We start from the raw sequence: 24,387 nt of genomic DNA on the forward strand, positions 1-24,387 counted from the left end.
AAACCCCCACTGATTAAAGGTTCACTTTATTTGTTGTTCTGTCTACATCTGAAATGGGTAAATCTGCGCCATATAGGCTTTGAGTAACATCTTTTTTGTTAGCATTGTTGTTGTTAGAAGTTTGTTCGTCTTGAGATGATGTTTCTAACATTTGTTCTTGCTCCTTACTAGGGGTATTCAGAGCATCTGATGGGACGCTATTAATCTGTTGGCTTAATAGACTTTTTTTCTCCATATTATACAGCTCCTTTTTGGAATTAGATAAAAAACTAATGTAATCATAAATAATCACTTACATATTTTGTGTTTTGAAGTGAATTATATACAAAACTTATATTGCAGATTTAACGAGTTAAAAAGTTGCTAGTGATGTATAAAGTTGAAGTTCTTAATAAAAAATAAAAACGGGTAACACGTGCAAGTATTTTTAATGTAGTCGATAATTTTTTATCATGTTTTTACTATGTAATAATATTAAAATAAAGGGGTGTAGGGACACTTGGAAGAAAATATGAAGAAGAGTAAAAGGCTTTCCGAAATGGAAAGCCTTTTACTTTTCTTTTTCAACCTTTTTCTTCTCTCGTTTTTTACATTCAGAGCATTTCGATTTACGAAAAGGCCTTGCAAAGAATAAGAGAATGAAAAATAGCCCAAATATAATACTAGCTGAGTTTTTCACAATCACAATACTACTATTTTTCATTTGAATTGTTGGCTGGCTTTCTTTTTCTTCCATAGTGGACCTCCATATAGTGGATTTTTATTTTTATTATAGCAAAGTTAATTGTCGTAATGATGCGAAATGAGGAAGTAGTTGTATATATTTATAGGTAGTATAAATATATTTTGTATAGGTTATTATTATAAAAGCGATATATTTTTATTTTATAATTTAAAAGGTATTTGACAAATAATAAAGTATTGTAAAAAAGCGGAATCTGTAAGCCATTTCCTTTTCATAGATGCTAAAATTATACATGCAGCTGCTAATATAAATAGAAAAAAGGAGATAGTGGAATATGGAAAGTAAAGTAGAACGCTACGTCGAAAACTATGTTGTAAATAAAAATACAATGGCCTTACTTCCTGTAATTCTCAGTGAAAAGAAAATTGTTACGCGAGTTGTTGAGGTGCAAGACTCTTTTTTCGTATTTCAAAAACCTCTAGATATTATAGAAAGAAGTTGTCGCAAGCATGGTTCTAGTTTCTTAGGCAGAAAAGAAGGAACGAAAGAGTTAACTCATATTACACATAAAGCACCAATTGCAATTAGTCCGACCGATCAACTTTATTTTTTCCCTACCTATTCGTATTCTAGAAAAGAGTGCGCGTGGTTATCTCATTTTTATATTGAAAGCAATAAAGAATTAAAAGATGGAAACCTTATTATTAGATTTATAAATGGCTTTGCGGTGAAGTTAGAGATATCAAAAACTAGTTTTGAAAATCAACAAAATCGTACTGCGAAATTGCGGACGGAGTATGAAGATCGTAGGAAAAAACAAGGGAATCCTTGTTTTAAAGAGGTTGATCAAAGGGATGAATCAACATTAAGACCAGCTTATGAGAAAGTGTATTTTGTTAGAGAAGAGGATGTATGAGAGGAAAAGGATGGGGTGACTCATCCTTTTTGATTTCAATATATATCCAGTTTACGTTGTAAGATTTATAAACCAAACGAGAGAAATGTACAAACTTTTTGTTCTCTAAGGGCTTACGATAATATAAAATTACAATATAATGGTAATTCCTCTATGTACTTAATATAGTGTGAACATATATCATGTTACATTTGTGAAGTACATAATATTTTTTTCATACTGTATAAAAAGGAGATGGTATGTTGAAAAGGACTATGTTATTTTGGGCGCAATATATTCTTGTTGTGCCTATATTATTGCTTACCTTTATGTTTACTGGTTTTGTTGGCAGTCAGTTAATGATAGGGGCTGACAAACGACATTTTATATTTACGCCTCAAAATGCTACAGAATATAGTCAAATTAGTGAAATTGATAAATTACTATTTTCTTTTTCAATTCAACCAGTTGTCACCATAGTATTTCTTCTATCGATTGTGTACGTACTGACACTGCTTGTTTTTCAAATTATTGAATGCAAGAAGCAAAGAAAGATATTGCATAGTTTGCAATATATGATTCTTATCTCAATTTTTATTTACTTATGGTTAGGGATAACACAATTTTCCGCAGTTAGTTTAACTTGGATAGATAATTGGAAAGATTATCTTATGTTTACTCCTGCAACTATAACGAATGAGCAAGATATATATATGATTGATAAGTTTCTATACAAATTTCGAATGTTACCTATTCGGAGTACAGTATTAATACTATCTTTTATGTATTTGTTAATACTTACTGTGATTGACAGTGTACGTTTGCTAAAAAGATTGCTTGTAAGAAATAGCCAATAGAAAAGGGGAATTGTTTGAAGGTAAAATAATTATCCGCTGCTACCTATTTTCGTATAGGTAGAAATAACCTTACTTGCAGTAGGGTTATTCTTATGAAAAAGACTCATTATTACTTTTTGTATCTTCTTCTTTTTTATAATAACCATTGAGTGATAATCTGGGTACGTTGTCTAAATTAACTTCATATCCTGTCGAATATTGATAGATTATCATAGCATAATAATGAAGGAATTCTCATGAAAGATATGGAAACTTAATAATTACATCTCCATATGTCGTATCTACCATTTCCTCTTTCATATAGGCAATGATACAGTAGAGGTAGTACTTAGAGTAAAGGGGTAAAGTGTAGAATGGATTTTCAGACAATCAAAGAGTATTTTTCACCAGAAAATATGGATCATATTGTTGAAAGTTATAAAGCGTTCGGACCACTTCTTGGTATTGGGCTACCGATGATAGAGGCGCTAATTCCAGCATTGCCACTTATCGTATTTGTACTGGCGAATGCTGTTGCATTTGGATTTTGGCTCGGTTTTCTTTATTCTTGGCTTGGATCAGTAATGGGTGCCTTACTTGTTTTTTTCATAATCCGCCATTTTGGCCGAAGTCGTTTCTTTTCTTTTGTGAATAAGCATGAGAAAGTACGAAAGGCAATGGGATGGATTGAAAGGAAAGGGTTCGCGCCGATTTTCGTCATCTTTTGTTTTCCGTTTACACCGTCTGCGCTTATAAATGTTGTCGCTGGTCTATCACGTATTAGTGTAAAACAGTTTGGCCTTGCGCTCGCGTTCGGAAAGCTTGTGATGATTTTTATTTTAACGTATATCGGTCATGATTTAATGTCATTTATTCATAATCCGGTGAAATCAGTCATTGTAGCGATTGGTATTTTTATTTTATGGTATGTCGGCAAGAAAATTGAAGTAAAGTTAGAACTGCATTAAGAATAGTCTTCTTTGTAAAGGAAAGCTTCATTATTAAAGGATAAGGGGAGAAGCGGATGAAGAAAACTTTGAAAAAAGAAGGCATAGAGTGGATACGAACAATTTTAATTGGTGTATTATTAGCTGTATTTTTTCGAACGTTTTTCTTTTCAACGTATGTTGTAGAGGGGAAGTCAATGATGCCGACATTGCAAGATGGCAATATGCTCGTTGTAAATAAGGTGAGTTATCAAGTGGGGGACTTGAATAGGTTTGATGTTGTTGTATTTCATGCGAACAAAAAAGAGGACTACGTAAAACGAATTATCGGTTTACCTGGGGACCATATTGAATATAAGCATGATAAACTATATATAAACGGACAATTCGTGGATGAACCTTATCTAGAGAAATATAAGAAAGAGATAAATGGACGACAACTAACAGGTGATTTTACGCTAGAAGAGTTAACGAAGGAAAAAACGGTGCCACCTGGATATATTTTTGTAATAGGTGATAACCGCCTCGGGAGCTGGGATAGTAGACATTTTGGTTTTGTAAAAGCTGATACAGTTGTCGGTAAAGTTGATTTACGATATTGGCCAATTCAAGAGGTGCAAACGAATTTTTCAAAAGGTTGATATAATAGGTAGAAGTATAGAAAAAGACAAACTACTCCGTTTGTCTTTTTTCGTGTCCTATAATACAATTATAGTAGCAAACTAACGTTCGTTATGTAAGTGAAAGGTGGGGTTACATGTCACTTCGATTTGTGATTGGTAGAGCGGGAAGTGGAAAAAGTACACTTTGTTTACACGAAGTGCAAGAAGAGTTAAAGCAGCGCCCAAGAGGGGAAACAATATTATATCTTGTGCCAGAACAGATGACATTCCAAACGCAGCAGGCGTTAATTGGTAGTGAGGATGTTAGAGGTTCTATTCGGGCACAAGTTTTTAGTTTTTCACGATTAGCGTGGAAAGTATTGCAAGAAGTTGGCGGAGCGAGTCGTCTTCACATTGATGAAGCGGGCGTACATATGTTACTTCGTAAAATTGTAGAGTCTCGTAAAGATGGATTATCGGTATTCCAAAAAGCAGCGGAGCAAAATGGTTTCTTTGAACATCTTGGCAGTATGATTGCGGAGTTTAAACGATATAACGTGACGCCATCAAACGTATATGAAATGTGGCAACAATTAGATGCGCATAGTAGCAGCGCCGAACAAAAGCTATTAGCGAATAAAGTGTATGATTTACAGTTATTATATGATGATTTTGAACGTGCTTTAATCGGAAAGTACTTAGATTCAGAAGACTATCTGCAATTGCTAGTGGAAAAGCTTCCGCAGTCTGAATATGTAAAGGGAGCTGAAATTTATATAGATGGCTTCCATTCGTTTTCACCGCAAGAACTAGAAATTGTAAGACAGCTTATGATTTGCGGAGCGAGAGTGACAATCACGTTAACGCTAGATGAAAAAACGTTAGCGCAGCCAGTAAATGAACTAGATTTATTTTATGAAACGACGTTAACGTATGAAAAAATAAAACAAGTAGCACGTGAAGAGAAGATAGAAATTGAAAAAACGATTCCACTTATGGAACAACCGCGTTTTCATTCTCCAGCATTAGCGCATTTAGAAGCTCATTATGAAGCGCGTCCGAATGAGAAATTTAACGGGGAAGCAAGTGTAACGATTCATACAGCCGCGAATTTACGAGCGGAAGTAGAAGGTGTTGCTCGTGAAATTCGTAGACTTGTGGCAGATGAAGACTATCGTTACCGAGATATTGCAGTTCTTCTTCGTAACGGAGAAAGTTATTACGATGTAATGCGGACTCTATTTACAGATTATAATATCCCGCACTTTATCGATGAAAAACGCCCGATGTCACATCATCCGTTAGTAGAATGTATTCGTTCTGCACTCGAGATTATTAGCGGGAATTGGCGTTATGATGCAGTATTTCGCTGCGTGAAAACAGAGCTTTTATATCCATTAGACGTAAGAAAAGAAACGATGCGCGAAGAGATGGATGAGTTTGAAAACTACTGTTTAGCATACGGTGTACAAGGGAAAAGATGGACTTCTGAGGATCCGTGGATGTATCGCCGCTATCGTTCTCTTGACGATACGAACGGGATGATTACAGACAGCGAACGTGAAATGGAAGAGAAAATAAATCGATTGCGTGACGTTGTAAGAACGCCCGTTATTCGTATGCAAAAAAGACTGAAGCGTGCGGGAACGGTTATGCAAATGTGCGAAGCTGTTTACTTATTTTTAGAAGAGCTTGACGTTCCGAAAAAATTAGAAGCATTACGTATTCGTGCAGAAGAGAGCGGAGATTTCTTATTTGCGACAGATCATGAACAAGTATGGGAAGAAGTAATGAGTCTTCTTGATACGTTTGTTGAGATGCTTGGCGAAGAAAAAATGTCGCTTTCTATGTTCACAGACGTTATGTCGACAGGTCTTGAGGCGCTTCAATTCGCAAACATTCCGCCGTCATTAGACCAAGTGTTAATTGCGAATATTGATCGTTCTAGATTATCAAATGTGAAAGCAACATTCGTCATTGGAGTGAATGAAGGTGTGATTCCAGCAGCACCGATGGATGAAGGTATGCTTTCTGATGAAGAAAGAGATGTTCTTAGCGCTGCAGGTATTGAACTCGCACCAACGACGAGACAAACTTTATTAGAAGAACAGTTTGTTATGTACCAAATGGTAACGAGAGCAACTGAGAAATTATACATTTCATGCCCGCTTGCAGATGAGGAAGGAAAGACGTTACTTGCTTCTAGCTTTATTAAGAAAATAAAAAGAATGTTCCCTGATGTGAAAGATACATTTATTACGAACGACGTAAATGATTTATCACGTTCGGAACAAATTTCATATGTAGCAACACCAGAAGTAACGTTGTCATATGTTATGCAGCAACTTCAAACGTGGAAGCGATATGGATTTGAAGGCAACTTAGACTTTTGGTGGGATGTATATAATTTCTATGTTACTTCAGATGAATGGAAGCAAAAAAGTAGCCGCGTATTATCAAGCTTATTCTACCGAAATCGTGCGCAAAAGCTAAATACAGCTGTAAGTAGAGATTTATATGGAGACAAAATAAAAGGAAGCGTTTCTCGTATGGAATTATTTAACCGTTGTGCGTACGCTCATTTTGCGCAGCACGGTTTATCGTTAAGAGAGCGTGATATTTTCAAACTGGATGCGCCAGATATTGGGGAACTATTCCATGCAGCACTGAAGAGAATTGCAGATAGGCTATTACATGAAAACCGTACTTGGGCGGATTTATCAATAAAAGAGTGTGAGCATCTTTCTGCTGTAGTAATAGAAGAAATTGCACCGTTATTACAAAGACAAATTTTATTAAGTTCAAACCGTCATTTCTATTTAAAACAAAAACTACAACAAATCATTTTCCGTACGTCAATCATTCTTCGTGAGCACGCGAAATCGAGTGGTTTCGTACCAGTTGATTTAGAAGTACCATTCGGTATGGGCGGTACAGGATCGCTTCCGCCAATGGAATTCTCATTACCAAATGGTGTGAAGATGGAAGTAGTTGGCCGTATTGACCGTGTTGATAAGGCAGAAGATGAAAACGGAACATTCCTACGTATTATTGACTATAAATCAAGCTCAAAAGCGTTAGACTTAACGGAAGTGTATTACGGATTAGCACTTCAAATGTTAACGTATTTAGATGTTGTTACTTCAAATGCGCATACGTGGATGAAAAAAGGCGGCACGGCATCACCAGCTGGTGTATTGTATTTCCACATTCATAACCCAATTGTGGAGGTGAAAGGTGACGCATCTGAAGCAGAAATTGAAAAGGAAATTTTAAAGAAATTCAAAATGAAAGGTCTCGTACTAGGAGATGCTGACGTTGTTCGTTTAATGGATAACAAACTTTCAACAGGAAGCTCTGATATTATTTCTGCTGGTCTGAAAAAAGACGGTAGTTTTAGTGCGCGTTCAAGTATTGCAAGTGAACAAGAGTTTAACGTCCTGCAAAAATACGTACACCATACGTTTGAAAATATCGGAAAAGACATTACAGAAGGCGTTATCGATATTGCTCCTTACAAAAAGGGGAATAAAGCGGCGTGTACGTTCTGTAACTTCAAATCGGTTTGCCAGTTCGATGAATCACTTGAAGATAACCAGTTCCGTACGTTAAAAGATATGAAAGATAGTGAAGCGATGGAGAAAATTAGAGAGGAGGTTGGCGGAGAATGATGGAAAATTGGCCTAAAAAACCAGAAGGTAGTCAATGGACAGATGACCAGTGGAAAGCCGTTGTAGCGAACGGGCGTGATATTTTAGTCGCAGCAGCAGCTGGTTCAGGGAAAACAGCGGTATTAGTTGAACGTATTATTAAAAAGATTATAAATGAAGAAAACCCAGTCGATGTCGACCGCCTGCTCGTTGTAACATTTACGAATGCAGCGGCGCAAGAGATGAAAAACAGAATTGGGGAAGCGTTAGAAAAAGTATTAATTGATGAGCCTGGCTCTCAGCACATTCGAAAGCAGCTGAGCTTATTAAATAAAGCTTCCATTTCAACGATCCATTCATTTTGTTTACAAGTTATTAGAGGATACTATTACATGCTTGATGTTGATCCTCGTTTCCGCATTGCGAATCAAACGGAAAATGAATTGTTAAAAGAAGAAGTGCTAGATGACATATTAGAAGAAGAGTATGGAATTGAAAATAATACGATATTCTTTGAACTTGTTGATCGTTATACGAGTGACCGTAGTGACGATGATTTACAACGTATGATTTTAGCGCTTCATACAGAATCAAGAGCGCATCCAAATCCGGAAAAATGGCTTGATAAATTAGTAGAAGCATATGACGTAGAAGGAAAGACAATTGAAGATTTAGTGTATGCTTCTTATTTATTAGAAGATGTGAGATTCCAGCTTGAAACAGCGGAACAGCATATTCGGAAAGCGACGGAACTCGCAATGCTTCCTGAAGGTCCAGCGCCTCGCGTTGAAACACTGCAAGCAGATTTAGCTCTACTTGGAACGTTATCATCAGCTGCTCGTGAATCGTGGACAAGCGTGTATGAAGCGATGCAAAACGTATCGTGGCAAACGTTAAAGCGTATTAAGAAAAGTGATTACAATGAAGATGTTGTAAAACAAGTAGACTCTCTTCGTAATAAAGCGAAAGATGAAGTGAAGAAATTACAAGAAGAGTTATTTAGCCGCAAACCTGAAAGTTTCTTACGAGATTTTCAAGATATGCATCCTGTATTAGAAAAACTAGTACAGCTTGTAAAAGTATTTACAGAGCGTTTCCAAGCGATGAAGCGAGATAAAGGAATGGTCGATTTCACAGATTTAGAGCATTTCTGTTTACAAATTTTAAGCGAACAAAGTGAAGAAGGTGAAATGAAGCCATCAGCTGTAGCACTTCAATATCGTAATAAATTTGCTGAAGTATTAGTCGATGAATATCAAGATACGAACTTCGTACAAGAATCGATTATTAAATTCGTAACGAAAGATTCTGAGAGTGAAGGAAACTTGTTCATGGTAGGTGACGTAAAGCAGTCGATTTATCGTTTCCGACTAGCAGAACCAGGATTATTCTTAGGAAAGTATAAACGCTTCACGCAAGAAGGATTAGGCGGCGGAATGAAGATTGATTTAGCGAAAAACTTCCGTAGTCGTCATGAAGTATTAGCAGGTACGAACTTTATCTTCAAACAAATTATGGGCGAAGAAGTCGGAGAAATTGACTACGATGCTGACGCTGAATTAAAGTTAGGTGCTACCTATCCAGAAGGTGAAGATGTAGCGGCTGAACTACTATGTATTCAGCAAACAGAAGAAGAAGTGTTAGACGGTGAAGAAGGTGCGGAAGTAGAAAAAGCACAGCTTGAAGCTCGACTTATGGCGCAGCGTATTAAAGCGATGGTTGATTCAGGTTATGAAGTGTATGACCGTAAAACGGATAGTATGCGCCCTGTACAATATCGTGACTTCGTTATTTTACTGCGCTCTATGCCATGGGCGCCACAAATTATGGAAGAGTTAAAGCTGCAAGGAATTCCAGTATACGCTGATCTTGCGACTGGTTACTTTGAAGCGACAGAAGTAAATATAATGATGAACGTATTCCGCGTTATTGATAATCCGATGCAAGATATTCCGCTTGCAGCAGTACTTCGTTCACCAATCGTTGGATTAAATGATGAAGAACTTGCAACGCTTCGTGCTCATGGGAAGAAAGGCTCGTTTTATGAAGTAATGAGCTCCTTCTTAAAAGGGGCACCGCTTGAAGAAGAAAAAGAACTACATGACAAATTAGAATGGTTCTACAACTTACTGCAAGGATGGCGTGAATTCGCGCGCCAACAGTCTCTTTCTGATTTAATTTGGAAAGTGTACGGTGAGACAGGTTATTATGACTTTGTCGGTGGTTTACCAGCTGGAAAGCAAAGGCAAGCAAACCTGCGTGTACTATATGACCGCGCAAGACAATATGAAGCAACATCGTTTAGAGGACTATTCCGCTTCTTACGCTTTATTGAGCGTATTTTAGAACGCGGTGATGATATGGGTACGGCGAGAGCTTTAGGTGAACAAGAAGATGTCGTTCGCATTATGACAATTCATAAAAGTAAAGGACTTGAGTTCCCAGTCGTATTCGTAGCTGGACTAGGTCGCCGCTTTAATACACAAGACTTAATGAAGCGTTTCTTACTGCATAAAGACTTCGGTTTTGGTTCGCAATTTATCGATCCTCGTAAACGAATTAAATATACGACATTATCGCAACTTGCGATTAAGCGTAAAATGAAGATGGAATTAATTGCGGAAGAAATGCGCGTATTATACGTAGCGTTAACTCGTGCAAAAGAGAAGTTAATTTTAATTGGAACGGTTAAGGATGCAAATAAAGAAATGGAAAAATGGCTTGATGCGAGGGAGCATAGTGAATGGTTATTACCAGATCATATACGTGCCGGAGCGTCTTGCTACTTAGACTGGATTGCACCTTCCTTATATAGACATCGTGATAGTGAAATACTTCTTGAATTAGGACAAGGAAGCGTTCCAGATGAAATTTATGGGTATGACACGAGCTGGAAAGTAGAAGTTGTTGACGGTAACACGTTACTCGCGCCAGAACCCGTTCAAGAAGAGAAACAAGAATTGTTAGAAGCACTTCGTGAGAAAAAAGCTGTTCCCCTGCAAAGTGAACGAAAAGATGAAGTGTATGACAGATTAATGTGGAAGTACGGATATGAGGAAGCAACATCTCATCGTGCGAAACAGTCTGTTACAGAAATAAAGAGAAATTATCAATCTGAAGAAGGTAGCGATAACGCCTTTATTAAAAAATTACGTGCACCAATTCAAACGCGTCCTCGTTTTATGGAGAAAAAGGGATTAACATACGCAGAGCGCGGAACAGCAGTACATGCTGTTATGCAGCATGTTGATTTGAAGAAGCCGATTACAGAAGAAGTGATTCGGGAGCAAATTGCTGGAATGGTAAATAAAGAATTATTAACATTCGAGCAGGCGGAAGAAATTGCAATTGAAAAAGTGATTTCATTCTTTGACAGTGACCTAGGTAAAAGGGTATTAGCGGCGAAAAGTGTTGAGCGTGAAGTACCATTTACGATGATGCTTGCAGCAGAAGAAGCATATCAAGATTGGCAAGGGAAGAGCGGGGAATCCATTCTTGTCCAAGGGGTTATTGACTGCATGATCGAAGAGGAAGATGGTATTACGTTAATCGACTTCAAAACGGATACGATTGTAGGGAAATTCCCAGGCGGATTTGATCAAGCGAAACCAATTTTAGAAGAGCGATATAAAGTGCAACTTTCGTTATATGCAAAAGCGCTCGAGAAAAGCTTACAACACCCTGTGAAAGAGAAATGTTTATACTTCTTTGATGGTAATCATGTTGTAAAAATCGAAGAATAGAGGAACTTGAAAATGGCAACAGAAAAAACGTTAAGAACGTGTGAAAAAGGACATGAATACTACAAAAGTAGCGATTGTCCAACTTGCCCAACCTGTGAGAACGAGAGAGCGCCGAAAGAAGGTTTTCTCGCTCTTCTTTCAGCACCAGCAAGAAGGGCGCTAGAACATCATGGAATTTACACTGTAGAAAAACTCTCAAAGTATAGTGAGAAAGAAATTTTAAAATTGCATGGTATGGGACCTGCGTCTTTGCCGAAGCTTAGAAAGGCTTTGGAGGAGAGAGGGTTAGCATTTAAATAAAATGAAACAGTAAACAGTGGAGATTTTGATAATATCAAATGAGGTAAAAGAAAAAAGTAGGAGATATTCTCCTACTTTTTTTACGCTGTTCCAATCTGATCTTGATCCGCCACATCAGAATCAAATGTATTTGTTGCACTAACACCGTTAAACGTATTCACGACAAATCCAACATTGGAAGCTCCGGAACCATTATAAGCTTTCGTATTTTCTTTCGGAGACACGTTATAAAAATCCCCTAAATTGAAAGAACCATTACTGTTTTGAACGACGAGATTTCCAACAACGGAAGGCATACCATCCACCTACTTTACTAAGCTTTTTAATTACTATATGAATTATGGAGCGGAAGGTTCATCCGTAATATATTGGCGAATTTGCATAATACGAGAGTTATTAAAAACATAATCAACATTTCCAATTTGAAAGCAACCGGAATTTAAAAGTGTTCGTAATTCAACGTCATTCACTTCAATAAAAGGGCATTCATTTACAATGTTTAATGTTACGTCGGTCGTTCGTTTTGGGATTGTGATGTGTTCATCTGTAAAGATTTCAAATGCGTCTAAGCGACCTTCGTCTTTTATATAACAAGGAATTTCCCGGTGGACGGCAAGAGATCTACTTTTTAATTCCATTTGATTGGCGTCTCCAACTTGAAATACGGCAGAAATCCCTAAAGAAATAATAGAAACATTTTGGACAACAGACACATGATGTAACATAATTTCTCAGTCTCCTTAACCTGGAGTAGGAGGGACATCTGTTACTAATGGTACAAATGGCCCCTCTGTAACAGTTTCGAATGGTGTATCAAGAATAGAAGATAGTATGAGGAAATTTGCATCCCCAATTAAAAAGAGTGCGGACGACGATACACCGTTCATTTTAATCTGTCCGACTTTTAATTCACGATTTACAACGTTAACATTCATACATACTTACTCCTTTCGGAAATTGCCCGGTATGTGTTGAATAAACGAGAGGAAGGCCTTGTCGATATCATGTTTCATAGCTTGAATAATGATATCTCGTAAATAATCTGGATCTGTTGAAATCCCTTCATGTGATTGCGCTTGTGATAAGTAATAAGGGAGTCTATGCTCCATCTGTTTTTTGATGTCGTCAACCATCATTTGTCGATACATTTCATCGAGCGGCGTTCTCTCTTCTTGTTCAAAATGGAGAATTCGATTATATGCTTCTTCATCTAAGTAACGATGCATTTCTTGAAGGATGCTTTGGTAAAAATCTGGATTTGTGTCGGTTTCAGGATTGACCTTCAAAGTTTCTGTATCTACTTGAAAATCTTCAATTTGTTGTCCTTTTGCTGAAAACGGATTTAAACCAATATTTAAAGTGCCATTTAAATTTTCTACTTTTAATTGATCGAATTTGTATTCCACTTTTCCTACAGAAGAGGAGGGGCGATTTTTTAATTCGTTAAGCTCTTCTTGTAATAGACGTACTTGATCTTCTAAATTCAGGATGGCTGTTTGTTGTGCTTGAAGAGCTTGTTGAAGTTGGTGTAAGTAAGTATATATATCTTGATTCATTTTGTGAAACCTCCTTTTCAATAGGGAGGGTAAATATATTCCTGCTATATATTTATGACAAGGATGTCTTAAGAAGAACTAGTTGATGGTTTGATAGAAATAATTTGTCCTTTCGCCTGTAATGGGCGAAGGGGCTCTGTAAATCCGCCAGTATTTGAGAATTTAGATAGTGCTTTAATACTTCCAGCAGTACCAATTTGGAATACAGAAGAGGTTGTAATGCTATCAATTTTAATGCTGTTAATGATGATACTTTGGTTTACATAAAAATTCAATACAATCGCCTCCTCTAAGTTGAACCAATTATCGCTTGATCAATGACATCTGAATCATTGACAGTCGTTGCGCTTTGATAATTGTAGACAGAAACGTTATCCCCAACATTAAAAGAGCCGGCCCCAGCGAAAGCACGTGAATAACTAATAGGCCTAATCGCAAATACATCTCCAATATGAAAAATACCACTTGATCCAATATTGACGATACGAATATGTCCGACCATAGCTGGCATACAAAACACCTTTCGTTTTTAAAGTTTTCTTTTCTACTATTGTATGGGCGTTTTCAATAAAATGTGTGTTTTTTTGAAATAAAAGAAACACACACGTTATTGCGTGTGTGTATCGAGTGTTTGATTAGGGTGAAAATCCGTATGTACATGCCAAATTGCATTTAAGAGCCTGTCCAGTTCTTGGCTACAATCCACTGTTTTTTGAGAAGTCATTCCGTAGCGTTCAGCAAAATAAATCATTTTTTCACGTTTTTTTTCAATCGCTTGCTCAAACATTGAAATCGGCTCCATCTCTAAATGAAATTTTTAGTATATATGTAGTACATATTATACAAAAAAACATAAAAAAGAAATGCATTCGCTAAAAAAAAGTAAAATTTCTACATTTTATGCCAAATGATAAAGGAGTAACGAATCGGATATGAGAAGAATATTGTAAAAATTAGCGTGTATGAGAAGGTTTTTTTCTTGCGGATGCGAATACAATTAAAGTGTATGAGTTTTAGGATGGAGAGTGGAAATATTGCGTTTGGTAACGGCGAAAAAAGATGAAAAGGTATTTGTAGGTATTGTGGATGAAGAGGAAGAAAAGGTATTGCATGTAAGAGAAGCGCAAAGACAAAAAGGGGAAAAGGTTACGATTCCAATTACAATGTTAGAGTGTATTGAAAGAGGAACCGAATGTGTTGAAAAAATGTGTGAAATTGTCAATTGGGCGAAGGAAAATGAAGGAACGGCGTATTACCCGTTAACTGAGGTGAAAATATTAGCACCAATTCCAAGGCCAAGGAAGAATATTTTGTGCGTTGGAAAAAATTATCGTGAGCATGCGATAGAAATGGGCGGAGTAGAGTCAATTCCAGAAAATATAATGATCTTTACGAAAGCGCCAACGACAGTTATTGGCATGGATGAAAAAATTAATAGTCATCCCCACGCAACGAATGAACTAGACTATGAAGGAGAACTAGCTATCATCATTGGTAAGCGAGGGAAACAAATAAAAAAAGAAAAAGCACTTGAGCATGTTTTTGGTTATACCATTATAAATGATATAACTGCTCGCGACATTCAAAGGAAGCATAAACAATTTTTCCTTGGAAAAAGTTTCGATACATTTTGTCCGATGGGACCGTATTTAATTCATAAATCGATGATTAGTGCGCCAAATGCGTTACACATTGAAACGGTAGTAAATGGGGAAGTAAGACAAACTTCAAATACAAATAAAATGATTTTTTCAATAGAAGAAATCATTTCAACGATAAGTAAAGGAATGACATTAGAACCAGGAGATATTATCGCAACAGGAACCCCGGCTGGTGTTGGAAAAGGTTTCACACCACCGAAGTTTTTGCATGCCGGTGATGAAGTAGTCATTACAGTAGAAGGAATTGGTACTTTGCGAAATGTAGTGAAGTGAAGAAAAGGGCTATCTTATAAATAGATAGCTCTTTTCTATGGTCTTGGGTGATAGAGGTAATCGATAACGGAAAAAGTGTAAAGACCAATGACTGCAAGTGTACAAATGCCAAATAGTATAACCGTAAGTGCGCTTTTTTCGCGTCCAAAACCAATGATAGTAACAATAACAGTAGTCCAAAATGATGCTTTCAGTAGTGTGAATGTAGTGGGAGTTGAGTAGTGACTAAGCGATGTTACGGAAAGTAGGAAGCCGAAGAATGTAACTAAAAGAAAAGTTGTAGCTAAATAGTTAATATGTTTGCCGTATCTTAATAACATATCGCACCTCCTTTGTGATTTTAAGATACAGAAAATTACGATTTTTTAGTATAAATCAATATAAAATGAAAGAGGTTGTCCCAACATGTAGGACAACCTCTCTATTATTACGATAATACAGCTTTAATTTTTTGGAATGCCCACTCTAAATCTTCTTCAGAGATTACTAGAGGTGGTGCGATACGAATTACGTTTTCGTGTGTTTCTTTACATAATAGACCCGCTGCTTTTAGTTGTTCACAGTAAGGACGAGCTGGCTCGTTTAATTCGATACCGATAAATAAGCCTTTACCACGAACTTCAGTAATCATTGGGTTATCAATTTCTTTTAATTGTCCAACTAATTTTTCACCTAATTGAAGAGAGCGCTCTGTTAATTTTTCTTCTTCTAACACTTCAAGAGCTGCGATAGAAACAGCACATGCAAGTGGATTACCACCGAATGTAGAACCGTGAGAACCTGGCTCAAATACACCTAAAATGTCGCGGTTTGCTGCAACGCAAGAGATTGGGAATACGCCGCCGCCAAGTGCTTTACCAAGTATGTACATGTCAGGAGTTACACCGTCCCAGTCACAAGCAAATACTTTACCAGTACGACCTAAGCCAGTTTGGATTTCATCTGCTACGAATAAAACGTTTTCTTTTTTACATACTTCAAGAGCTTCTTTTAAGAAACCAGCTGGTGGGATGTTAATTCCTGCTTCACCTTGGATTGGCTCTAAAATGAATGCAGCTGTGTTTGGTGTAATAGCAGCTTTTAACGCTTCTAAATCACCGTAAGGAATTACAACGATGCCAGGAAGCATTGGACCGAATCCACGCTTGTACTCTTCGTTTGAAGACATAGAAACAGCACCCATCGTACGTCCGTGGAAGTTATCTTCACAAACGATAATTTCAGCACGGTTTGCTTCTACTTTCTTCACATCATAAGCCCATCGGCGAGCTGTTTTAATTGCAGTTTCAACAGCTTCTGCACCTGTATTCATTGGAAGTACCATTTCTTTATTAGTTAGTTTCGCAACTTTTTCGTACCAAGGACCTAATTGATCGCTATGGAAAGCACGAGAAGTTAACGTAACACGATTAGCTTGGTCAATTAAAGCGTTAATAATTTTTGGGTGACGATGACCTTGGTTTACTGCAGAATATGCACTTAATAAGTCCATATAGCGGTTTCCTTCAGGATCTTCTACCCAAACGCCTTCTGCTTTAGAAATAACGATTGGAAGTGGGTGATAGTTATTTGCCCCGTATGTGTCTGTAAGTTCGATAATATCCTTAGTTTGAATCATGATTGTTCCCCCTTTTGTTATTACAAGAAGTTTGTAAATACTCTAAATATTATAGCATTTAAATGTAAAAAAGCGAAACATTTCCTGAAAATAAATGAACATGTTATCATATAGAATGAAAAAGTGTGAAAAGAGGAGGCAAGGGATACGATGGTACATATGCATATTACAGCATGGGCGTTAGGTTTAATTTTATTCTTCGTTGCGTATTCACTTTATTCAGCAGGAAGAAAAGGTAAAGGTGTACATATGGGGCTTCGCCTAATGTATATCTTCATTATTGTGACGGGATTCATGTTGTACATGAGTATTGTGAAAACAGCAACAGGTAGCATGCACATGTGGTACGGTTTAAAAATGTTAGCTGGTATATTAGTAATCGGTGGAATGGAAATGGTTCTTGTAAAAATGAGCAAAAACAAACCAACAGGGGCGGTTTGGGGCTTATTTATTGTCGCGCTAGTAGCGGTAATTTATCTAGGACTGAAATTACCGATTGGTTGGAAAGTATTCTAATAAAGAAAATAAAACCACCTTATAATCTCAAAGACTTGGGAGATAAGGTGGTTTTTTATTTTATGTCGCATCGATATGCAACTCTTCTCCGTTCACTTTTGTAAAACGAAACATATTTTTATTTGATGTAGCGTGACGAACGAAATGGTGCTGTAGTGTACAAATCATCTCTTCGTTATCAAACAAAAGAATATTTACTCCTTCGCATGCCTCCTCTTTCGGTAAAAAGGATAAATAATTATGACAATACATACAATCATATAAAGAGTAATGAAGTGATTGCAATGCCTCTGTTAATAAGGAAAAGACAGAGTCAGGTAATTCCTCAAGCCATTCCGTATAGCTAAGGAGTAATTTTTTTCGAATTCGTATCATTTCCCCGTTTTGCAGGTGGTGCTGTTCGTTGGCGACTTGTAATATATCTTGTTCATAGAAACGAGCTGGTAGCCAGTTGTTATTATATAAAATTTCAAAGCCATCACCGGCAATATCTTCTAATAAAAATGCTTCCTCATTTTCATCATCAAAGAATACCCATTCATTGTTTATATATTCTACATTACCGACTGTATGAGCGCGAGGTTGGTTATATAAAATATGGTTACGTTGTATCATACACGATTTCTCCTTTATGAAAAGTAGTTATTTCTGTTATAGACAGTTCATGCGTTCTTTATAACTAGACACATCTACACATAGGTGGGCATACAATAAAACACGTTTTACTGAGTGAAGATGCTATTCCATATGTGGATAGTAGGTTATCGGCAATTTTTTTATTTTTAAATCCGCATTCTTAGGGTGGGGATTACTGCACGTTCAAGAAAAGAAATAAGATGGAAGGATGATTTATATGTGCGGGATTACAGGATGGGTGGATTATAAACGCTCATTAGAAGGAGAACGGGACGTCGTTACGAAGATGGCTGAGACGTTAGCGAAGCGTGGTCCAGATGATAATAAAGTTTGGATTAAAGGCAATGTTGCATTTGGACATAAACGGTTAATCGTTGTTGATCCTGAAGGTGGGAAACAACCGATGACTTGTTTAAAAGGTGAAACGAATTATGCAATTTGCTATAACGGTGAACTGTATAATACGGAAGATATTCGAAAGGAACTATTAAGAAGGGGATATACGTTCAAAGGTCATTCTGATACGGAAGTACTATTAGCGTCGTATATGGAATGGAAAGAAGAATGTGTCGATCATTTAAACGGTATATATGCGTTTGCCGTATGGGATGAACAGAAAGAACAAGTGTTTATCGCGCGTGATCGATTAGGTGTAAAACCACTATTTTATAAATATGATAGTGGGCGATTACTATTTGGTTCAGAGTTAAAAGCGATATTGGCGCACCCAGATGTGAAGGCGGAAGTGACGTTAGAAGGATTATCCGAAATATTCGGCCTTGGACCATCTAGAACGCCTGGTCACGGTATATATGCTGGTATAAAAGAATTACGTCCAGGTCATGCGATGACATTTTCAAAGAACGGTTTATGTATATGGAGATATTGGAATGTAGAAAGTAAAAAGCACGAAGACTCCTTTGAAGAAACAGTAGAGAAAACACGCTTTTTATTACAAGATGCGATTACAAGGCAGCTCGTTTCTGATGTACCACTGTGCACTTTTCTATCTGGTGGTGTAGATTCGAGTGCGATTACAGCAATTGCTGCGAAAGAATACGAAAGATCAGGAAAAGGGCAATTACACACATATTCGATTGATTATGAAGATAATGACAAATATTTTAAAGCGAATGCATTCCAGCCAAATTCAGATGCACCATTTATTCATTTGATGACGGAGACGTTTCAAACGATTCATCATCGATGCGTCATTTCAAATGAACAATTGGCGCAGTATTTAACAGAAGCTGTACTCGTTCGTGATTTGCCTGGTATGGCAGATATTGATTCGTCATTATTATGGTTTTGTCGTGAAATTAAACAAGATTTTGTCGTCGGTTTATCTGGGGAATGTGCAGATGAAATATTTGGTGGTTATCCGTGGTTTTATAGAGAAGATGATTTACAATCGAGTGCATTTCCGTGGATGCGTTCTACAGAAGCACGTGAACAATTGCTAAAGAAAGAATGGAGAAATAAATTAAATTTACAACAATATGTACAAAGGCGCTATGAAGAGTCCATTCAAGAAGTTCCTATTTTAGAGGGAGAAAGCCCAATTGAAGCAAAGAGAAGACAATTATTTTATTTAAATATGGTATGGTTTATGACAACATTATTAGACAGAAAAGACCGTATGAGTATGGGCGCAAGCTTAGAAGTACGCGTTCCATTTGCGGATCACCGACTTGTCGAATATGCGTGGAATATTCCTTGGGAAATGAAAATGTATAAAAATCGCGAAAAAGGTCTATTGCGTAAAGCACTAGAAGGATTACTTCCAAATGACATCTTATATAGAAAGAAGAGCCCGTATCCGAAAACGCATAATCCGCACTATACGAAAGCAGTAACGGTGTGGCTACAAGATTTATTAACGGATAAAGGCTCGATTTTACACGAACTATTTGATAAAGAACAGCTGAGCGGATTAATTGAGTCAGGCGGCAGCGCATTTCAAACACCTTGGTTCGGTCAATTAATGACTGGGCCTCAGCTTTTAGCTCATTTAGCGCAAATTCATGTTTGGTTTAAAGAATACGGGGTAAATATTAAAGAATAGAAGAAAAGCGACTTACTTTATATGTAAGTCGCTTTTTATTAAAGAAATTGTCATATAAAATTCAAAATCATATTATAAAAAATACTTATTTAGAATAATTATTTTGACATACTTATTATTAGTTGTTATAATTGGAAACAAATGTTCTTGAAAAAGATTCTCATTTATCCCGCTTTAATGGGCAGTAAGACCCCCACCTCAAAATTCAGCGAAAGCAAAGAAGTTAGGTGGGGGTCGGGCTGCCCATAAAAGTCCGATTGGTTCAACTAATAATCAGTGGGGGATGAAGAACCCCCACTGATTAAAGTTTCACTTTATAAAATTGAGGTGTTATATAGATGGCAAAGAAAAAAATAGGTTTACTCGTAATGGCATATGGAACGCCAGAATCATTAGAGGATGTAGAAGCGTACTACACACATATTCGCCACGGGCGCAAACCTTCTGAAGAAGCACTCCAAGATTTAATTGGGCGTTATAAAGCGATTGGCGGAATTTCACCACTTGCAAAAATTACGAAAGAGCAAGCGCATAAATTAACAGATTCAATGAATAATATATTTACAGAGTATGAATTTAATTGTTACTTAGGATTAAAACATATAGCCCCATTTATAGAAGATGCAGTAGAAGAGATGAAGCGTGATGGGATTGAGCAGGCGATTAGTATCGTATTAGCACCGCATTATTCTACATTTAGCATTAAAGCGTATAATGACCGTGCTATTCGTCTTTCGGAAGAAATTGGTGGTCCTGTTATTGAACCAATTGAACAATGGTATGATGAACCAAAATTTATTTCGTATTGGGCAGATCAAATAAAAGAAACATTTACAAAGATTGAAGATAAAGAAAAAGCAGTTGTCATTTTTTCTGCGCATAGTTTACCAGAGAAAATTATTGCGGCGGGTGATCCTTATGTGAAGCAATTGCAGCATACGGCGGATTTAATTGCAGCAGCTGCAAACATTCAAAATTATACAATAGGTTGGCAAAGTGCCGGAAATACACCTGATCCATGGATTGGACCGGATGTGCAAGATTTAACGAGAGATTTATTTGAGGAGCATAGATATGAATCTTTCATATATTGCCCAGTTGGCTTTGTCGCAGAGCATCTAGAAGTTTTATATGACAACGATTACGAGTGTAGAGTTGTAACGGATGAAATAAATGCTGCGTATTTTAGACCGAATATGCCAAATTCACAATCTATATTTATCGATTGCTTAACTGAAATTGTTTCCAAAAAAATGAAAGAAGTAGTTGACAAAGATTTAGTTTTGAATAATAATTAGATTATAATAATTTTAAATAAATAATAATTACTATGAAAGAAAGAGGAGGATCCCCCTAGATGAATCCAAATAATCGTTTAACAACAAACCAAGGTGCTCCGGTTGGAGACAACCAAAATTCTCGTACAGCTGGTCGCCGTGGACCGGTATTATTAGAAGACTATCATTTAGTAGAAAAATTGGCTCACTTTGATCGTGAACGTATTCCAGAGCGTGTTGTGCACGCACGTGGTGCAGGTGCTCATGGTGTATTCGTTACGAAAAATAGCATGAAGCAATATACGAAAGCAGCATTTTTACAAAATGAAGGAACTGAAACGCCTGTATTTGTTCGTTTTTCAACGGTTATTCATGGTCAAGGTTCTCCAGAAACAGCTCGTGATCCACGTGGGTTCGCTGTTAAATTTTATACAGAAGAAGGAAACTATGATATCGTAGGTAATCATTTACCGGTCTTCTTCATTCGTGATGCAATTAAATTCCCTGATATGGTGCATTCTTTAAAACCAGCACCTGATACAAATATTCAAACACCAGATCGTTACTGGGATTTCATGACGTTAAGTCCAGAATCTACACATATGATGACATGGGTATTTTCTGATTACGGTACACCAGCGAGCTATCGTGAAATGGAAGGTTTCGGTGTACATTCATTTAAATGGATTAATGCAGAAGGTAAAATTGTCTACATTAAATATCACTGGAAACCACAGCAAGGTGTACGTAACTTAAGTGCAAAAGAAGTGCAAGAAGTACAAGGAAAAGACTTCAACCATGCAACTCGTGACTTATTCGATGCAATCGAAAAAGGAAATTATCCGAAGTGGGATTTACACGTACAAGTGATGCAACTAGAAGAAACGGATTCTTTAGATTTCGATCCGTTAGATCCAACGAAAGTTTGGCCAGAAGATCGTTTTCCATTAATGGAAGTAGGGACAATGACGTTAAATCGTAACCCGAAAAACTTCTTTGCTGAAGTAGAACAAGTGGCGTTCTCTCCAAGTGCAACTGTAAATGGTATTGAACCATCTGAAGATAAATTATTACAAGGTCGTTTATTCTCTTATCCAGATACACAGCGTTATCGCCTTGGTGCAAACTACTTACAAATTCCTGTAAACTGCCCATATGCAGCTGTTCATAACCAACAACGTGATGGTGCAATGCAAATCAATCAAAACCCATCTACAATCAACTACGAGCCGAGCCGTCATGCTGAAAATCCAGTTGAAGACCCAGCTTACCGTGATTCAACTATGAAAGTAGAAGGCTATGTATCTCGTGAGAAAATTGACAAACCAAATGACTTCAAACAAGCTGGTGAGCGTTACCGTTCATTCTCTAAAGAAGAGCAAGACAACTTAATTGCAAACTTAACAAATGACTTAAAAGACGTAAATGAACGCACGAAATTACTAGCTGTTTGTAACTTCTTCCGTGCAGATCAAGAGTACGGTATGCGTTTAGCGCAATCATTAAATGTTGATATTACGCAATATGTAGGAAATGCTCCGAAATAAATTGGAAAAGACGACTGTTAAACGGTCGTCTTTTTTTGTGTAAAAGATATTTTACATGATGGGTAAAAGGTGTTATACTCTTGTCAAATAAGTTTTACATATAAGAGGTGTATTTTGATGGATGTTTTGATTTTTATTATTGCGTTAAGTGTCTTTTTATTTGTAGTGTTTGCTATTATAAAGATGTTTATAGCGATTGGGAAACAAGGTGATGAGCGTGCTGTATTTATAAAAAACAAAGCGATGGCTGAGACGTTTCAAATTGCAATGGGGCTAATGGTACTTGAGATGATCCCTTTTATTTATCATCGTTTTAATGAAACGGTAGGAACACCGTTTAATCCAGTTCGTTTTTTAGCTGTAATAGCGATTGCATTTCTTATTATATTAAGTTTGAATAAAAGTAAGTATGGTGATTCGTGAGTGACACGGGGTATTTTACGTTTAAGTCATGTCGAAATTTGCTGGTAAATCGATATCCTGTGTCGAAACGTCGATATATTGAAATAATCGCTGATATATTTGAAAAATCGTCGATATATCCGAAGAATCGCCGATATATTCTACCAAATACTAGATGGGGTATTTCAAGATGCGAATATAAACAATATGTAACGGTTCCCCTACATTCAATAAAGCTAAGCAGCCTGAGTTCTACAATAGATAGGAACTCAGGCCTTTTTATGCGAAAAATTTATGAAATCTTTTTGGGACAAAACTGAGGACGAGGAAAAGTGCGATTTCACCTAAAATAGCGACAATGATATTAAATAAGAAGGTGCGGAAATTTGTAGTGATATGATTAAGAATTGCGTATTTCCAATAGGATAAGCTCATGAAAATCACTCCCTGAGGCATTTTTTATAGTATATAAAATTTGTTTTGTAAAAGTGCATGTCTTAGTTTGTGATTTGTAAAAAAATAAAACGAATTCTCAATATAATCTCAATAATTGAGCAAGAATAATGTGGAATATATTACCTGTATACTTGCATAAGAATAGAAAAGTTCACAAAACATTTTTCTGAATTAACATAAAATTTACAAAAAACTAATAAATTGTTGAAATAATGCAAATGAAAATATATACTCGATATATACTTTTTACAAAAAAAGGATGTGACAAAATGGATTACACGTTTACTTAGCTTGGATAGGATTGATTCAGTTTACAGACTCAAAAATAATGAAGTGAGGAGAAATGTACATGTTTCGATTTATGAAATCACCAATCGGTATAGCTGTTGGGGTAGCAGCAGTTATATTGGCGTCACCGAAAGCGAGAACGGGGTTAAGAAAATTAGCGGTAAAAACAGTATCTGCTTTTCTCGGTGCAAAAGAACAAATGAAAAGTGCTGGTTCAGAAATGGAAGAAGCTCTGCCGAAAGTTAAAGAAGCGGCACGAAAAGCGGCGGTAAAAACAGTATCACCGATTATCGGAGCGGTAGAAGCAGTGCCGATTACAATTTCTAAATTCCAGGAAAAATGGGCATCTCGTGTAAATGCATATCATTCGAATGAGAGTGTAGATTATGAAAGCCTACCTGTTACTCCTTAAATAGTAAGTGATGTTATTTCAT

Annotated in this window: 26 protein-coding genes; 14 read left to right on the top strand and 12 right to left on the bottom strand. The window is 36.8% G+C overall.

The annotated features are described in order from the left end of the window. Positions 1-13: 13 nt before the first annotated feature. Together PDQ68_RS21805 and PDQ68_RS21810 are read right to left on the bottom strand one after the other, a co-directional pair. Positions 14-235 carry a hypothetical protein gene (locus tag PDQ68_RS21805; protein ID WP_000412680.1) on the bottom strand — a complete coding sequence of 74 codons (222 nt, stop codon included), beginning with the start codon at positions 233-235 and terminating at the stop codon, positions 14-16. A gap of 315 nt (positions 236-550) precedes the next feature. After that, positions 551-736 (bottom strand): hypothetical protein, encoded by a 186-nt coding sequence (locus tag PDQ68_RS21810; RefSeq protein WP_000391455.1) that lies wholly within the window; start codon positions 734-736, stop codon positions 551-553. Between the two features lie 283 nt (positions 737-1,019). Here PDQ68_RS21810 and PDQ68_RS21815 point away from each other — a divergent pair, with 283 nt between their 5' ends. The 7 genes from PDQ68_RS21815 (at position 1,020) to PDQ68_RS21845 (ending at position 11,658) form a co-directional block, all read left to right on the top strand. After that, positions 1,020-1,601 (top strand): competence protein ComK, encoded by a 582-nt coding sequence (locus PDQ68_RS21815; RefSeq protein WP_061183254.1) that lies wholly within the window; start codon positions 1,020-1,022, stop codon positions 1,599-1,601. A gap of 239 nt (positions 1,602-1,840) precedes the next feature. Then, the gene (locus tag PDQ68_RS21820; RefSeq protein ID WP_029141079.1) at positions 1,841-2,437 is read left to right on the top strand and encodes a DUF4306 domain-containing protein; all 597 of its coding nucleotides are present in this window, start codon (positions 1,841-1,843) and stop codon (positions 2,435-2,437) included. A 353-nt stretch (positions 2,438-2,790) separates the two neighbouring features. Beyond that, on the top strand, positions 2,791-3,384 hold the full coding sequence (locus PDQ68_RS21825; protein ID WP_000347516.1) for a TVP38/TMEM64 family protein: 594 nt from the start codon (positions 2,791-2,793) through the stop codon (positions 3,382-3,384). Between the two features lie 56 nt (positions 3,385-3,440). Then, positions 3,441-4,004: a signal peptidase I gene (gene lepB / locus PDQ68_RS21830; protein WP_061183253.1), complete on the top strand. Its 564-nt coding sequence runs from the start codon at positions 3,441-3,443 to the stop codon at positions 4,002-4,004. 116 nt (positions 4,005-4,120) lie between these two features. Next, entirely contained in the window at positions 4,121-7,636 is a 3,516-nt protein-coding gene (gene addB / locus PDQ68_RS21835) for a helicase-exonuclease AddAB subunit AddB (RefSeq protein ID WP_061183252.1), read from the top strand. Beyond that, positions 7,633-11,358 (top strand): helicase-exonuclease AddAB subunit AddA, encoded by a 3,726-nt coding sequence (gene addA, locus PDQ68_RS21840; protein WP_061183251.1) that lies wholly within the window; start codon positions 7,633-7,635, stop codon positions 11,356-11,358. The genes addB and addA overlap by 4 nt, the downstream gene beginning before the upstream one ends. 12 nt (positions 11,359-11,370) lie before the next feature. Next, a complete protein-coding gene (locus tag PDQ68_RS21845; RefSeq protein WP_016716842.1) occupies positions 11,371-11,658 on the top strand; it encodes an RNA polymerase alpha subunit C-terminal domain-containing protein in 288 nt (95 codons plus the stop codon). 80 nt (positions 11,659-11,738) lie between these two features. Here PDQ68_RS21845 and gerPF read toward each other — a convergent pair whose 3' ends face one another. The 7 genes from gerPF to PDQ68_RS21880 all read right to left on the bottom strand — a co-directional run bounded on the left by gerPF (position 11,739) and on the right by PDQ68_RS21880 (position 14,001). Continuing rightward, positions 11,739-11,954, bottom strand: a complete 216-nt coding sequence (gerPF, locus tag PDQ68_RS21850; RefSeq protein ID WP_001141566.1) for a spore germination protein GerPF — start codon at positions 11,952-11,954, stop codon at positions 11,739-11,741. Between the two features lie 42 nt (positions 11,955-11,996). Further along, on the bottom strand, positions 11,997-12,383 hold the full coding sequence (locus PDQ68_RS21855) for a spore germination protein GerPE (protein WP_000902338.1): 387 nt from the start codon (positions 12,381-12,383) through the stop codon (positions 11,997-11,999). A 15-nt stretch (positions 12,384-12,398) separates the two neighbouring features. Beyond that, on the bottom strand, positions 12,399-12,593 hold the full coding sequence (gerPD, locus tag PDQ68_RS21860) for a spore germination protein GerPD (RefSeq protein WP_001102341.1): 195 nt from the start codon (positions 12,591-12,593) through the stop codon (positions 12,399-12,401). 6 nt (positions 12,594-12,599) lie between these two features. Continuing rightward, entirely contained in the window at positions 12,600-13,214 is a 615-nt protein-coding gene (gene gerPC, locus PDQ68_RS21865; RefSeq protein ID WP_001070750.1) for a spore germination protein GerPC, read from the bottom strand. Positions 13,215-13,282: 68 nt separating this feature from the next. Then, entirely contained in the window at positions 13,283-13,489 is a 207-nt protein-coding gene (gerPB, locus tag PDQ68_RS21870; protein WP_001012508.1) for a spore germination protein GerPB, read from the bottom strand. A gap of 14 nt (positions 13,490-13,503) precedes the next feature. Further along, positions 13,504-13,725: a spore germination protein GerPA gene (gene gerPA / locus PDQ68_RS21875; RefSeq protein ID WP_001111187.1), complete on the bottom strand. Its 222-nt coding sequence runs from the start codon at positions 13,723-13,725 to the stop codon at positions 13,504-13,506. Positions 13,726-13,821: 96 nt separating this feature from the next. After that, on the bottom strand, positions 13,822-14,001 hold the full coding sequence (locus tag PDQ68_RS21880) for an aspartyl-phosphate phosphatase Spo0E family protein (RefSeq protein WP_000462840.1): 180 nt from the start codon (positions 13,999-14,001) through the stop codon (positions 13,822-13,824). A 247-nt stretch (positions 14,002-14,248) separates the two neighbouring features. Here PDQ68_RS21880 and PDQ68_RS21885 point away from each other — a divergent pair, with 247 nt between their 5' ends. Further along, on the top strand, positions 14,249-15,148 hold the full coding sequence (locus tag PDQ68_RS21885; RefSeq protein WP_178378399.1) for a fumarylacetoacetate hydrolase family protein: 900 nt from the start codon (positions 14,249-14,251) through the stop codon (positions 15,146-15,148). Positions 15,149-15,183: 35 nt separating this feature from the next. On the opposite strand, the gene PDQ68_RS21890 is transcribed toward PDQ68_RS21885, so the two are convergent. Both PDQ68_RS21890 and rocD read right to left on the bottom strand, forming a co-directional pair. After that, positions 15,184-15,468: a hypothetical protein gene (locus tag PDQ68_RS21890; protein ID WP_061183250.1), complete on the bottom strand. Its 285-nt coding sequence runs from the start codon at positions 15,466-15,468 to the stop codon at positions 15,184-15,186. A gap of 107 nt (positions 15,469-15,575) precedes the next feature. Next, complete coding sequence (gene rocD, locus PDQ68_RS21895) at positions 15,576-16,766, bottom strand: ornithine aminotransferase (protein WP_000616655.1); 1,191 nt, start codon at positions 16,764-16,766, stop codon at positions 15,576-15,578. A 150-nt stretch (positions 16,767-16,916) separates the two neighbouring features. Here rocD and PDQ68_RS21900 point away from each other — a divergent pair, with 150 nt between their 5' ends. Continuing rightward, positions 16,917-17,282: a YisL family protein gene (locus PDQ68_RS21900; RefSeq protein ID WP_000233489.1), complete on the top strand. Its 366-nt coding sequence runs from the start codon at positions 16,917-16,919 to the stop codon at positions 17,280-17,282. 60 nt (positions 17,283-17,342) lie between these two features. Here PDQ68_RS21900 and PDQ68_RS21905 read toward each other — a convergent pair whose 3' ends face one another. Then, entirely contained in the window at positions 17,343-17,897 is a 555-nt protein-coding gene (locus tag PDQ68_RS21905; RefSeq protein WP_061183248.1) for a DUF2777 domain-containing protein, read from the bottom strand. Positions 17,898-18,135: 238 nt separating this feature from the next. On the opposite strand from PDQ68_RS21905, the gene asnB reads away from it, so the two are divergent. The 5 genes from asnB (at position 18,136) to PDQ68_RS21930 (ending at position 24,365) form a co-directional block, all read left to right on the top strand. After that, complete coding sequence (gene asnB / locus PDQ68_RS21910) at positions 18,136-19,983, top strand: asparagine synthase (glutamine-hydrolyzing) (RefSeq protein WP_000334012.1); 1,848 nt, start codon at positions 18,136-18,138, stop codon at positions 19,981-19,983. 338 nt (positions 19,984-20,321) lie between these two features. Next, positions 20,322-21,281 carry a ferrochelatase gene (gene hemH / locus PDQ68_RS21915; RefSeq protein WP_001075098.1) on the top strand — a complete coding sequence of 320 codons (960 nt, stop codon included), beginning with the start codon at positions 20,322-20,324 and terminating at the stop codon, positions 21,279-21,281. A 59-nt stretch (positions 21,282-21,340) separates the two neighbouring features. Beyond that, the gene (gene katB, locus PDQ68_RS21920; protein WP_001069174.1) at positions 21,341-22,807 is read left to right on the top strand and encodes a catalase KatB; all 1,467 of its coding nucleotides are present in this window, start codon (positions 21,341-21,343) and stop codon (positions 22,805-22,807) included. 117 nt (positions 22,808-22,924) lie between these two features. Further along, positions 22,925-23,230, top strand: coding sequence for a hypothetical protein (locus PDQ68_RS21925; protein WP_000382768.1), 306 nt, complete (start codon positions 22,925-22,927; stop codon positions 23,228-23,230). Between the two features lie 784 nt (positions 23,231-24,014). Beyond that, on the top strand, positions 24,015-24,365 hold the full coding sequence (locus PDQ68_RS21930) for a YtxH domain-containing protein (protein WP_049113328.1): 351 nt from the start codon (positions 24,015-24,017) through the stop codon (positions 24,363-24,365). The last annotated feature ends 22 nt before the right edge of the window (positions 24,366-24,387 follow it).

Source organism: Bacillus cereus group sp. Bc010 (assembly GCF_027716745.1).
GTDB lineage: Bacteria > Bacillota > Bacilli > Bacillales > Bacillaceae_G > Bacillus_A > Bacillus_A pacificus.

What these genes read in the sequence shown, in the direction of transcription:
- PDQ68_RS21805 (WP_000412680.1), bottom strand. Translation starts at nt 235, where the DNA reads ATGGAGAAAAAAAGTCTATTAAGCCAACAGATTAATAGCGTCCCATCA.
- PDQ68_RS21810 (WP_000391455.1), bottom strand. Translation starts at nt 736, where the DNA reads ATGGAAGAAAAAGAAAGCCAGCCAACAATTCAAATGAAAAATAGTAGT.
- PDQ68_RS21815 (WP_061183254.1), top strand. Translation starts at nt 1,020, where the DNA reads ATGGAAAGTAAAGTAGAACGCTACGTCGAAAACTATGTTGTAAATAAA.
- PDQ68_RS21820 (WP_029141079.1), top strand. Translation starts at nt 1,841, where the DNA reads ATGTTGAAAAGGACTATGTTATTTTGGGCGCAATATATTCTTGTTGTG.
- PDQ68_RS21825 (WP_000347516.1), top strand. Translation starts at nt 2,791, where the DNA reads ATGGATTTTCAGACAATCAAAGAGTATTTTTCACCAGAAAATATGGAT.
- lepB (WP_061183253.1), top strand. Translation starts at nt 3,441, where the DNA reads ATGAAGAAAACTTTGAAAAAAGAAGGCATAGAGTGGATACGAACAATT.
- addB (WP_061183252.1), top strand. Translation starts at nt 4,121, where the DNA reads ATGTCACTTCGATTTGTGATTGGTAGAGCGGGAAGTGGAAAAAGTACA.
- addA (WP_061183251.1), top strand. Translation starts at nt 7,633, where the DNA reads ATGATGGAAAATTGGCCTAAAAAACCAGAAGGTAGTCAATGGACAGAT.
- PDQ68_RS21845 (WP_016716842.1), top strand. Translation starts at nt 11,371, where the DNA reads ATGGCAACAGAAAAAACGTTAAGAACGTGTGAAAAAGGACATGAATAC.
- gerPF (WP_001141566.1), bottom strand. Translation starts at nt 11,954, where the DNA reads ATGCCTTCCGTTGTTGGAAATCTCGTCGTTCAAAACAGTAATGGTTCT.
- PDQ68_RS21855 (WP_000902338.1), bottom strand. Translation starts at nt 12,383, where the DNA reads ATGTTACATCATGTGTCTGTTGTCCAAAATGTTTCTATTATTTCTTTA.
- gerPD (WP_001102341.1), bottom strand. Translation starts at nt 12,593, where the DNA reads ATGAATGTTAACGTTGTAAATCGTGAATTAAAAGTCGGACAGATTAAA.
- gerPC (WP_001070750.1), bottom strand. Translation starts at nt 13,214, where the DNA reads ATGAATCAAGATATATATACTTACTTACACCAACTTCAACAAGCTCTT.
- gerPA (WP_001111187.1), bottom strand. Translation starts at nt 13,725, where the DNA reads ATGCCAGCTATGGTCGGACATATTCGTATCGTCAATATTGGATCAAGT.
- PDQ68_RS21880 (WP_000462840.1), bottom strand. Translation starts at nt 14,001, where the DNA reads ATGTTTGAGCAAGCGATTGAAAAAAAACGTGAAAAAATGATTTATTTT.
- PDQ68_RS21890 (WP_061183250.1), bottom strand. Translation starts at nt 15,468, where the DNA reads ATGTTATTAAGATACGGCAAACATATTAACTATTTAGCTACAACTTTT.
- rocD (WP_000616655.1), bottom strand. Translation starts at nt 16,766, where the DNA reads ATGATTCAAACTAAGGATATTATCGAACTTACAGACACATACGGGGCA.
- PDQ68_RS21900 (WP_000233489.1), top strand. Translation starts at nt 16,917, where the DNA reads ATGGTACATATGCATATTACAGCATGGGCGTTAGGTTTAATTTTATTC.
- PDQ68_RS21905 (WP_061183248.1), bottom strand. Translation starts at nt 17,897, where the DNA reads ATGATACAACGTAACCATATTTTATATAACCAACCTCGCGCTCATACA.
- asnB (WP_000334012.1), top strand. Translation starts at nt 18,136, where the DNA reads ATGTGCGGGATTACAGGATGGGTGGATTATAAACGCTCATTAGAAGGA.
- hemH (WP_001075098.1), top strand. Translation starts at nt 20,322, where the DNA reads ATGGCAAAGAAAAAAATAGGTTTACTCGTAATGGCATATGGAACGCCA.
- katB (WP_001069174.1), top strand. Translation starts at nt 21,341, where the DNA reads ATGAATCCAAATAATCGTTTAACAACAAACCAAGGTGCTCCGGTTGGA.
- PDQ68_RS21925 (WP_000382768.1), top strand. Translation starts at nt 22,925, where the DNA reads ATGGATGTTTTGATTTTTATTATTGCGTTAAGTGTCTTTTTATTTGTA.
- PDQ68_RS21930 (WP_049113328.1), top strand. Translation starts at nt 24,015, where the DNA reads ATGTTTCGATTTATGAAATCACCAATCGGTATAGCTGTTGGGGTAGCA.